The organism is Spirosoma arboris, from assembly GCF_009754945.1.
Lineage (GTDB): Bacteria > Bacteroidota > Bacteroidia > Cytophagales > Spirosomataceae > Spirosoma > Spirosoma arboris.
The window spans coordinates 141,582-153,060 of the sequence record NZ_WPIN01000007.1 but is presented as its reverse complement, the minus strand read 5'-3'; the positions used below and the strand labels follow the sequence as shown (position 1 = coordinate 153,060).

7 protein-coding genes are annotated in these 11,479 nt (G+C 46.6%); 4 read left to right on the top strand and 3 right to left on the bottom strand.

The genetic code is table 11. The features are described 5' to 3' along the window. Positions 1–107: 107 nt before the first annotated feature. Positions 108–2,489, bottom strand: a complete 2,382-nt coding sequence (locus GO755_RS19600; protein WP_157586996.1) for a sialate O-acetylesterase — start codon at positions 2,487–2,489, stop codon at positions 108–110. A gap of 117 nt (positions 2,490–2,606) precedes the next feature. Further along, positions 2,607–5,537, bottom strand: a complete 2,931-nt coding sequence (gene uvrA / locus GO755_RS19595; RefSeq protein ID WP_157586995.1) for an excinuclease ABC subunit UvrA — start codon at positions 5,535–5,537, stop codon at positions 2,607–2,609. Between the two features lie 137 nt (positions 5,538–5,674). Between uvrA and GO755_RS19590 the strand changes: the two genes are divergently transcribed. From GO755_RS19590 to GO755_RS19575, 4 genes are all read left to right on the top strand, one after another. Then, entirely contained in the window at positions 5,675–6,304 is a 630-nt protein-coding gene (locus GO755_RS19590) for an MgtC/SapB family protein (RefSeq protein WP_157586994.1), read from the top strand. A 41-nt stretch (positions 6,305–6,345) separates the two neighbouring features. Further along, entirely contained in the window at positions 6,346–6,975 is a 630-nt protein-coding gene (locus tag GO755_RS19585) for a hypothetical protein (protein WP_157586993.1), read from the top strand. 111 nt (positions 6,976–7,086) lie between these two features. Then, positions 7,087–8,541: an MBOAT family O-acyltransferase gene (locus GO755_RS19580; RefSeq protein ID WP_157586992.1), complete on the top strand. Its 1,455-nt coding sequence runs from the start codon at positions 7,087–7,089 to the stop codon at positions 8,539–8,541. A 24-nt stretch (positions 8,542–8,565) separates the two neighbouring features. Beyond that, on the top strand, positions 8,566–9,663 hold the full coding sequence (locus GO755_RS19575; RefSeq protein ID WP_157586991.1) for an alginate O-acetyltransferase AlgX-related protein: 1,098 nt from the start codon (positions 8,566–8,568) through the stop codon (positions 9,661–9,663). Between the two features lie 98 nt (positions 9,664–9,761). Here GO755_RS19575 and GO755_RS19570 read toward each other — a convergent pair whose 3' ends face one another. Beyond that, positions 9,762–11,396: a GMC family oxidoreductase gene (locus GO755_RS19570; protein ID WP_157586990.1), complete on the bottom strand. Its 1,635-nt coding sequence runs from the start codon at positions 11,394–11,396 to the stop codon at positions 9,762–9,764. Between the last annotated feature and the right edge of the window lie 83 nt (positions 11,397–11,479).

Sequence of the window (11,479 nt, the reverse complement as noted above, 5' to 3'; positions counted from 1 at the left end):
CAAAAGCAGATAGACTCGTTTTTGTACTATTCAACTCACTGATGAATGTAATTTTAACGAAGAAATAGCCTAAACCGTTCAGGTTGAGTGCCTAGCGGAGCTTCTGCTCACGGCACGCGTATATCTACCTGAGCTGTATCATCTTCGCCATTTGTAGTACCGTTGTTAGGCGTAGAATCTGGATCGAGTACACTTGCGGCTGTTAATTGGGCACTACACACACCACGACCGCTGGCCGTTGCTTTTGTTCGGAATAGAAGAGTAAAACTACTACCTGCAGAAAGACTGCTGATGCCAGCAACAGGATTGCCACCCGATAAACCAAAGTCGTTGCCGGGCACGAAGACTTGACCAGCGGGTAAATAAGCGGTTACACTCAAACCCGTTGCCGATAGACCGCCTTGATTGGTGATGGTCAACGAATAACTAATTACTTCGTTCAGTCGGGGAGTTCGATTATTAACCGCTAGACTAATGCTTACATCAGCTTTCGAAGGATTGGGAGTGGGCTGGTTGCTGATAACAGTAGGTAGCGGAACCTGATTCGGATTGGGTGACGTAAATATAGCAGAACTGCTCTGGCTGGTTCGGAAATCTAGTTGGGCCATATCATCCTGGCCGTCGCCTGTACCCGAATTGGGTTGGCTGTCGGGGTCAGTAGACGTAGCCTGGGCAATTTCGGCTGCATTTTGGTAAGTTCCAGCAGCTGTTGGTTGAGCAACGAAAGTAAGTGACTGAGTAGCACCTGCAGAAATAGTAATAGCCGAACTGGTTAGCACACTACTATTGGCAGAAAGGTCTGTTGAGGATACAAAAGACAAATTAGCCGGCAATCGGTTTCGGACTATTACATCGGTTGCCTGACCGGGCCCGTCATTATGAACGGACAAACTAATTGTGACCGGGGTATTCAAATCGGATATACGTTGTGTAATGCCCATAGAGAGACTGATATCTGCCTGAGGCTGCGTAGTGATCTGGAATAAATTGGATGGCACAGCGGGTGTAGCAGGTGACGTGGATACAACCCGAATCTGGAAGTGGCCACTTTGTAGATTTCCGGGTAAAGTTACCTGAATGGGGCTGGCGGAGCCGCTGCCCAGTACACTTTTATACTGCCCCAGCGAATCGAGTAATTGCACCTGCCACTGGTTTCCTGCATCGAATGTTCCGAGTGTAGCGAATGATATGGAGAGAGAAGCGCCAGGTAACACATAATTCGCCAGATTTCCAGTTACCGCAAACTGAGTAGGAGTGATCGGTTGCGCATTCTGGAAAAAAGTATTGTCCATGCTGTTGTTCCAGTTACGGGCAAAACGCGATAATCCCATATTTTGCGGAATCGTGTTCGGGTGTAAGTAATATTGTGGGTGAGGAGACGGACGACTAACGTTGCGAAAATGTACGTCGGTTGTTCCGGCATTACGAAACTGGATTGTATCATTATAAGGCCCCTGAAATACATTTAAACCCGCAGTATTAATGACTTCCTGCTGCTTATTGATTACATCTGACCGTGACACACTCCCGTCGAAGGAAGCCCGGGCTACCATCCAGGAAAGGTTACGCCCTCCGAAATCCTGCCGCGACTTTTGAATAAGGTTCTTCAAATTAGTTGCATAGGCAGGAATACTACCCGACGAAGCATCGCCATATTCAGCTTCTCCCTGATGCCAAAGTACCGCCCGAGCTCCCGCTATCGACAGGTAGTACTGCATAACGTTTTTGAGATTGGTGTATGGTTGCAGATTCGGCCAGTTTTCAACGCAGTAATAACGATTACATGTTGGAATGCCATTGGCAGAATTAATCCAGTTCTCGACAGTAGAAGCATCCCAGCCGGCTACATAAAATGCTACGGGTACGTTATAGCGGTTAACGATATAATCGCCTAATTCACCCCACCCCCACGAGCTTTCTGCCATTGGAAATATGCGTCGAGCCGCTGTTAGAGCCTTAAAAACAGGAACTGGTGAGGGATCGCCCGACGAAAAAAGGGACTGTGCATTGGGAGGGTAGTAGTGATTAATAGAATCTATTGCATTGACCCGGTCGGTATTGGTACCAAGGTCATTATCACCGATGCCTAGTCCCCGTGAGTTTGATTGGCCAGCGGTAACGAATACTTCACCAATGCCAACCGGCTGTACGGTTGCTTGCGCTGTTACCGCATTATTCACAATAGTACGAACTGTAAGCACATACCAGCCACCTGCGCCAGTTATATAGCCCAGGAAGATATTGTTTGCCGGATTGGCTTGTACCGTTTGCCAGTCTGTAACGGTTCCCTGTCCTGCTGCAATGGGTGTTAATTGAGCTTCTACCCGATCAACGGCACTTGTGAGTCGCCCGGACAGATAAACGCGCCCATTGCCGTCGACTCCTCGTTGCACGACAAGACGTGCCATGGGATGGGAAATCTGGAGTTGCGCTACCGTAACTAACGGCCAGACGACGAGCAAAAAAGCCCATTTTACAAATGTGGACATGAAGCAACAGGTACATTTACTGCTGCGAAATTAGGGGAAAGTTAGGTCGTAGCCTACAGACACCTTATTGCATCAAAAAAATAGCTTACTAATCAGGGATTTACTGGTCAAAATAGCCTACACTTTTCCTTTCAAATACTCCGCTGTATAATTTCCATCGGTCAATTTTACCATCTCTTCGGGTGTACCAGTGAAGGTCACATAGCCCCCCGTTTCACCACCTTCAGGGCCAAGATCAATGATATGGTCGGCATTTTTAATGACCTCCATATTGTGTTCGATAATAATGACCGAATCTCCCTGATCAACAAGGGCGTTGATGGCTGAAAGCAGTTTGCGGATGTCGTGAAAGTGCAGACCGGTCGTGGGTTCATCGAAAATAAACAATGTGCCCCCTTTGTTGGGATTGCCTTTGCCTAAGAACGACGCTAGCTTCACCCGTTGAGCCTCTCCACCCGACAGTGTGTTCGCCGACTGCCCCAGACCAATATAGCCCAACCCAACATCCTGCAACGGTTTTAGTTTATCGGCCATTTTGGGCTCGAACTTCCGGAAGAAGTCGATGGCCTCATCGACTGTCATGTCCAGAATATCCGACACGTTTTTGTCGTGCAATGTCACCTCCAACACTTCCTGTTTGAAGCGTTTTCCGCCACAACCTTCGCACTTGAGGTAAATATCGGCCATGAACTGCATCTCGATCTTCACTTCGCCCTCACCCTGGCAAACCTCACATCGACCACCGTCTACGTTGAACGAAAAATGGCTGGGTTTGTATGCCCGCGATTTCGATACTGGTTGATCGGCCATGACTTGCCGAAGATAATCGTAGGCTTTGATATAGGTAACTGGATTCGACCGACTTGACTTACCAATCGGATTCTGGTCGATCATTTCAATGGCTGAAATTCGGTCGAGAGAACCCGTTAGCGAGTCATACTTACCTGCTTCTTCGGCTGCATCGCCTTTTTGGCGCATCAAGGCTGGGTACAACACTTTCCGTATCAGCGTACTCTTTCCCGAGCCTGATACGCCTGTTACAACGGTGAGCGTATTCAGCGGGAAGCGTACATCCACATTTTTGAGATTATTTTCCCGAGCACCTTTCAGCTCAATAAAATTGGTTGCCTTTCGCCGAAAAGATGGTACGGGCACTGTTTCTCGGCCGGTCAGAAAGTCGAGCGTGTGAGAGGGTAGGGAGGTCCGTGCACCCTGCTCCGCGCTCCCCGTAATTTCTGCCCATGTCCCCTGAAATACCAGATGACCGCCTAGTGAACCCGCATCGGGACCAATGTCGATGAGTTGGTCAGCGGCCCGCATTACTTCTTCTTCATGTTCGACCACGATAACTGTATTACCCATATCGCGCAATGATTCCAGGACGCTCACCAGTCGCTTCGTATCACGAGGATGCAGGCCAATACTTGGTTCATCCAGAATGTACATCGAGCCTACCAACGCTGAACCCAAAGAAGTAGCTAGCTTAATTCGTTGATACTCACCGCCAGATAGCGTATTTGTTAACCTGTTGAGCGTCAAGTAGCCTAAGCCAACCCGCTCCATATAATCTAAGCGGTTGCGGATTTCAATCAGGATTCGATTGGCAACTTGCTGCTGAGATTGTGGTAATTCGAGAGTACGGAAAAAGGTCGTTACCTGAGTTATGGGCATCAGCACCAGATCGGTAATGGATTTGCCCGCCACTTTTACATAGCCCGCATCCTTGCGTAGACGTGATCCCCGACACTCTGGACAAGTAGTTTTGCCTCGATAGCGAGAGAGCATGACCCGATACTGAACTTTGAACGTTTGACTTTCGACAAAGTCAAAGAATGAGTTAAGTCCATCGAAGTAAGTATTGCCTGTCCAAAGTAATTCCTGCTCGGCAGGTGTCAGGTCTTTATAGGGGCGGTGGATTGGAAAATCGAAACGAATGCCATTCTTGAGTAAAGGTTTCAAAAACTCCTCACTCATTTTCTCGCTGCGCCAGGGCGCAATGGCTCCTTCAAAAACAGACAGGTTCTTGTCTGGAATAACTAAATCCGGATCAATACCCAACACTTTGCCAAACCCATCACATCGACGACAGGCTCCATATGGGTTATTGAACGTGAACAAGTTAACGCTCGGCTCTTCAAAGACAATTCCATCCAACTCGAACTTATCTGAGAAAATTCTTGATTCTCGCCCTACAATATCGACTCGGCAACTGCCTTCGCCCTCACTAAAGGCCGTTTGCACAGAGTCGGAGAACCGATATTGGTTATCTTCATCAGGTTGGCCATTTTCGTCGTAAAGAACCGTGCCCCGATCAACGAGAATTTCTAAGTCGTTAGCCGATAATCGTTGCTCGACAGCCGTTTCCAGCGATTGCTGGCTATCCGATTCTAGAATGTCTTCAATCTGTAATACGTTTCCATCAGCTACGACCCGGGTATAGCCTTTCTGTAGCAGAATATTTAGCTCGTAGGCTAATGTCCGTCCTTCGCGCACCCGCAACGGTGCCATAATCATAACCCGCTGTGGGGAACCACCCGGACCAACCTCAAAGCCGTACATATAATTGACGACATCAGTAACGGTATCTTTCCGAACTTCGTGGCCTGAAATAGGGGAATAGGTAACGCCCGCCCGCCCAAAAAGCAATTTCAGATAATCGTAGATTTCAGTAGAGGTGCCTACAGTGGAACGTGGATTACGAGTCGAAACTTTTTGTTCGATGGCAATTGCTGGCGATACACCCTTAATGTACTCAACTTCAGGCTTTTCCATCCGGCCCAGAAACTGCCGGGCATAGCTACTCAGGCTTTCGACATACATGCGCTGGCCTTCTGCAAACAAGGTGTCGAAGGCTAACGATGATTTACCCGAACCCGATAGGCCGGTCAGGACTACTAATTTGTTGCGGGGAATAGCAACATCAATTCCTTTTAGATTATGTACTTTCGCCCCTTTAATGATAATAAATTGCTTGGGGCTGAGATTGTCAACAGAACGTATTTGCTCGTCGGTATTATTCCGACGTTCGGTTTCCGTGGTCTGGGTCATTCGGTGTTAATGAGGATAAACTCTATCTAGATTTTAACGGTTTATTTCGAAATATGGTTTCTCCTGATTGCTTTTCTTAACCGGCAATTGCAACGCCGTGCGATTCTGGAGGGTCCTATAGTTGGCCAACGAAACAAATGAATTTTGCAGAAGAAGACATTATTCGACTGAGTGCCGCGCTGGTTATTGGCGGGCTAATTGGCGTTGAACGTGAATATCATGGCAAGGCAGCCGGCTTACGCACCATGATTATGATTTGCGTTGGGTCGACCCTGTTTACGATGATTTCGGGCCGAATCGGAGGCTCTGGCGACCGTATTGCCGCCAACATCGTGAATGGTATTGGCTTTCTGGGAGCGGGCATCATCTTTCGGGAAGATAGTCGCGTAAAAGGACTTACAACGGCTGCAACGGTTTGGGCTGTATCTGCGTTAGGGATGTGCGTGGGTGCGGGGCATTACGATATTGCTATTGTCGGTTTCGTGTTTATTCTGGGGTCGCTGCTGCTATTGGTTGGTTTTGCCAAGAGAATTCAGAAAATGAATCAGACGCGTGATTATAAAATTGTGACGGCGTTTCATAACAAGACGTTGAATCAATATGAAGCTTTTTTTGAGGAATGTGGTCTATCACCAACGAGAAGTCAACAGCAGCGCATCGGTACGGAAATTATTGGACACTGGCGTGTCGATGGTTCTGAGCAAAACCATGAAAAGTGTATTAAACATTTATTGAATGATCCTCAAGTAAAAGAATTTACATTCTGATTTCGTTACTTAGTATAAGTTTTTATTTCGCACAAGACAAAATGAATCATATTCGAAAGTTACTGTTTATCACGGCTTTGCTGAGTAGTAGTCTGGCGTTCGGACAGCTTACCGAAGATCCCGATGAGCGCCGGGACCAGGGCCGGGACCCGCTGAAAACTCAAACTCCAGAAGGGCGCCCGTTACCGTTCGGACAGCGGCTCCGGTTTGGGGGAGGTATCAATGGATTTCAATTTGGTAATCCTTTTAGTTTAGGTGTTGCGCCAGTTGTTGCCTATCAGGCTACCGAACGAATGATCGTTGGTGTTAGTCTAAGTTATACTTATACGCGCTATAAGGCAGGATATTTCTCGCCTACTCAGGGAATTACAATCAATCAATACGGAGTAAGAGGATTCGTCATGTATGAATTTATTCCGAGTATACTGCCCAACTTGTATCTGCATGGTGAGTTACAAAATACTACATATCAACAAAAAGTGGACCAAACTACCCCAATTACTGGTAGTGTTACCGCACCATTAGTAGGAGTAACTTATTCGCAGCCGATTTCGCGTCGATTTGGCGTAAACCTTACGGCGCTCTATAATCTAAACTACAAACCGAGCGATCCTATATCGTATCAGGTATATGGAGGTACTCCATTTGTACTTCGACTATCGTTCTTTTAGCGATCAGGTAAGCGAAATGCGAAAAGGGATCAGGGTGTCTTAATGGCTCCCTGATCCCTTTTCGCATTCTAGTCCTTTCCGCTAACTTTGGCCTGACTTATTGTCCGGTATATGCTCTTTAGTTCGGCCATTTTTTTATTTTTATTTCTTCCTTATTTCTTGATTATCTATTACTTGCTGCCTCGAAGTTGGCACGGTATGCGTTGGAATAATGCCTTTTTGTTTGGGGCTAGTCTGTTGTTCTATGCGTGGGGTGAAGGGCTTGTTGTATTGGTGTTACTGCTATCAATCTGCATTAATTTTCTAGCCGGATGGCTGGTTGAAAAAGGAAAGCGACAGGCTGGGCTTTTGTTATCTTTGATAGGGAGTTTATCCCTGCTGTTTTATTATAAATACGCCAATTTTCTGGTCAATTCGGTACATAGTTTGGCTGAAGCCTTTGCACTGCCCATTGCCGATAGCTTGACTATATCATCAGTTACGCTCCCGATCGGGATCAGTTTCTATACCTTTCAGGGTATTTCCTATACGCTCGATATTTACTGGGGGCGTATTCGGGCTAATCGAAGTTTTCTGGACTATGGTACCTATGTGGCTATGTTTCCTCATCAGATTGCGGGCCCAATTGTTCGCTATGCTGACATTGCTCCCGAACTCGTAGAGCGGACTGTTACCTTGGAAAAATTTGGTATTGGAGCCGAACGGTTTATTATCGGGCTCGCTAAAAAAATCCTTTTAGCCAATACGTTTGCCAGTGTAGCCGATACAATTTTTAAGGCCTCACCTGATAGTTATCCTACAGAAACGGCCTGGCTGGGTATTATCGCCTACGCGCTTCAAATCTATTTTGACTTTTCTGGCTATTCCGATATGGCGATTGGTTTGGGGAAGATGGTTGGCTTCGATTTCAAAGAAAATTTTAACTATCCTTATATCTCCCGCTCTATTCAGGATTTCTGGCGACGCTGGCACATTTCCCTGTCAAGTTGGTTTCGCGATTACTTATACATTCCACTGGGGGGAAATCGGGGTAGCAAAGCCCGTACCTATCGTAATTTGCTGATCGTGTTTTTCGTAACCGGCCTTTGGCATGGTGCTAGTTGGAATTTCATTATCTGGGGACTCTATCATGGTGCCTGGGTACTTATTGAACGAGCGGGCTTGGGAAAATGGCTGGAACGTGTGTGGGCTCCCATTGGGCATCTATATGCGCTGTTGATTGTTCTTATAGGCTGGGTATTTTTTCGGGCCGAAGATCTGGCTTCAGCGTTGGCGTACCTCCAGAAAATGGCTGGCATGGGGCCTCTAGGGCGGGTTGCTTTTCCGCTGGGCTATTTTTTGAATGTCGAATTTTGTTGTTCGTTACTACTTGGTGTTTTGTTATCCATGCCTGTCTATCAACAAGTTCAACTAATCTGGCATCGATTATTAGTGCTTGTAGTAGTATTGCCTGCTAAGAGCATGCTAAACGTAGTATATGTGCTGGGACTTATTGGACTGTTTGTCTTAGCTGCATCGTATCTGGCGGCAGATAGTTACAATCCATTTATTTATTTCCGGTTCTGATTACTGCACTGGGCCTCACAAATTATGCAAGTACGATTACGCCTGGCCGCTATTAGTTTCGCCATTTTGCTACTACTACCATCACTCGATCAGGTAGTTGGGCTATCCGCCTGGTTTCGAAGCACCGAAAACCGGCGACTGAGACGTATGCCCTTACTACACTTTCCGTACGTTCGGCAATTTGTGATTCGGTTTGATCAGTATTACAAAGAGAATTTTGGTGGTCGCAATGCGCTGTTTTACGTATATAGTCGATGGAAATATAAAATATTAGGACAGTCGCCCTTACCCGAAAAAGTAGTCGTTGGAAAAAATGGCTGGTTCTACCTCGGGAATAGCTATAACCAGGTTGTCGACCAGCACCGGGGTCTAGTGCCTCTTTCAGACAGTTCGGCTGCTCTAATTACTGATCACCTGATTGGCAGGCAGCAGGAATTAGCTCGACAAGGCATTAAATTATATGTCCTAATTGCTCCCGATTCGCAAACAATTTATCCTGAATATCTACCCGATCATTTACAGCAAAGTAAGGAGCTCTCCCGCCTAGACGTATTAAAGCGAGCAATGGCGAAGACTAATCTTCCATTTATTGACATTCGTGATACCCTGCTGGCTGCCAAGCGAACTCATCGTGTGTATTATCAGACTGATACCCATTGGAATGAGTACGGAACGTTAGTCGGTTGCGCGGCTCTTTTGAATCGCATCCGACAAGATCGACCAACGATTCCACCTGTATATGTGATGAATTATACCATTCAGCAGCGGTCTGGTATGAGTGGTGATTTAACCCACATGCTGACTTTACAGGACAACGTAAACGAAAAAGTAGCTTATGCAATTCGGCCATCGTCTAAGCTCGCTAGTCGACAAATAGCCGTTATACCACGTGAGAAAGCCGTTTTTCCCGCTCGACGTTTTGCTGGATCGGGTTTCGACCGATTGCTGTTTATTGGCGATTCGTTTAGCAATAGCATGATGCGCTATTTACCTGCCTATTTTAGAGAATCGTATTTTATAAGAGATGGTAAATTGGATGCTGAAGCTGTTCGTTCTGAGCGGCCTACAATACTCGTACTTGAGATTGTTGAGCGAAATATTAATCAACTGGCAACTTTTTGATTTGGTTGAGTGAGTGAAGTAGGTGGAATGGGTGAAGTAAGTTGACTGAGTAAACGAAGTCCAGTAAGTGAGGTGGGAAGGAATCTACTCCACTCACTTCACTTACTCCCCAAAATCAAATCAGCGGCTTTTTCTGCAATCATAATAACGGGTGCATTGGTGTTGCCCGATACAATCGTTGGCATAATGGAGGCATCGACTACCCGAAGACCCTCAATCCCTTTTGCCCGAAGCGTATCGTCTACCACAGCTAATTCGTCGGTGCCCATTTTACAGGTGCCTACAGGATGGTAGACCGTTTCAAGAACTGCCAGAATATGCTCCCACAGTGCATCGTCGGAGCTATAACTAGTTGGCATATTAATGCCCTGGCTATAAGGACCAAAAGCATCGGCCTGCATAACCTCAATGGCTTTTCGAAGTCCGCTGATTAGTACCAGTTTGTCCACTTCTTCCGTTAAGTAATTTGGCTGAATGATTGGGGCATCGAGCGGGTTGCGAGAGCGAAGGCTAACGTACCCCCGGCTTTTGGGTTTTAGTAGGGTTGGCAGAATCGTGTAGCCATCCGTAAAGGGGTAGGTCGCGAGATCGTAAAAATCAGCTTTGCCGTCATTCCCGAAATGTACAGGCGCAAAATGAAACTGCATATCGACCTGGTCTGAATGAGATTGCGTTGATAAGTGTTCCGTTTTCAAAAATGCCACGGCTTCGAGCGGACTCATCGTCAGTGGTCCTTTGTGGGAGATAAAAAACTGAGCCAGCCCTTTGAGCTGATTTAGTGGCTTGAGGTGAAAATTGGCCGATACACCCCGCTGTGAACACAAGCTACTAACGCCCGTAAACACGTGATCCTGTAGGTTTTGCCCAACTCCGGGTAATTCTTTTTTCACCGTAATACCTGCTGATCGAAGTGTATCAACAGGGCCAACCCCTGATAGCATCAGTAACTGAGGTGAATGAAAAGCGCCTGCCGACAAAATAACTTCCTTTCGGGCAGTGACTTGCTCTGTCTGGTTTTTCCCTGTTACGAACTCAACGCCAGTGACACGGTCATTTTGAATAAGAATCTGCTTCGTGTGAGCACCCGTAATTACTTTTAGATTAGGGCGATTCCTGATTGGCTTTAAAAATGCCGATGCTACACTGTGCCTTCGGCCATCTTTAATCGTAAACTGAAATAAGCCTGTGCCTTCCTGTTTGGCTCCATTATAATCAGGATTGGCGGGAATGCCTGTTTGACTACATGAATCGACGAATGCGGCTGCTAAAGGCGTTTGGAAGCTAGTAGCATAAGTGACATTTAGCGGTCCCTCACTACCATGATAAGCAGGGTCGAGTTGAGAATATTGCTCATTATGCTCCGATCGTATGAAGTAAGGCAGCACATCCTGATAGCCCCAGCCCTTATTTCCTAATGCCGCCCAGTCGTCATAATCAAGTCGATTGCCGCGCACATAAGCCATAGCATTGGTTGACGAACAGCCGCCCAACGTTTTACCGCGTGGCTGATACATTCGTCGATTATTAAGGGCGGCTTGTGGTTCTGTCCAGAATCCCCAATCAACGGCTGAACCATGTAATTTGGTGTATGCCGCCGGAATATGAATCTCCATTTTTGTATCGGGGCCACCCGCTTCCAATAGGAGTACGGACAAAGATGGGTCTGCCGACAGGCGGTTTGCCAGCACGCAACCTGCTGATCCAGCACCAACAATAATGTAGTCGAATGTCATATCAACAGGCGATTAATGTACGTTGAAGATATAATTAATTTGTCATATAGTTTAAAATTTAAAAGAATTAATAACTGAATAGT

Bases quoted from the DNA above. Each gene is read 5' to 3' on its own strand.
- GO755_RS19575 (WP_157586991.1), top strand. From the start codon at position 8,566: ATGCAAGTACGATTACGCCTGGCCGCTATTAGTTTCGCCATTTTGCTA.
- uvrA (WP_157586995.1), bottom strand. From the start codon at position 5,537: ATGACCCAGACCACGGAAACCGAACGTCGGAATAATACCGACGAGCAA.
- GO755_RS19590 (WP_157586994.1), top strand. From the start codon at position 5,675: ATGAATTTTGCAGAAGAAGACATTATTCGACTGAGTGCCGCGCTGGTT.
- GO755_RS19585 (WP_157586993.1), top strand. From the start codon at position 6,346: ATGAATCATATTCGAAAGTTACTGTTTATCACGGCTTTGCTGAGTAGT.
- GO755_RS19570 (WP_157586990.1), bottom strand. From the start codon at position 11,396: ATGACATTCGACTACATTATTGTTGGTGCTGGATCAGCAGGTTGCGTG.
- GO755_RS19580 (WP_157586992.1), top strand. From the start codon at position 7,087: ATGCTCTTTAGTTCGGCCATTTTTTTATTTTTATTTCTTCCTTATTTC.
- GO755_RS19600 (WP_157586996.1), bottom strand. From the start codon at position 2,489: ATGTCCACATTTGTAAAATGGGCTTTTTTGCTCGTCGTCTGGCCGTTA.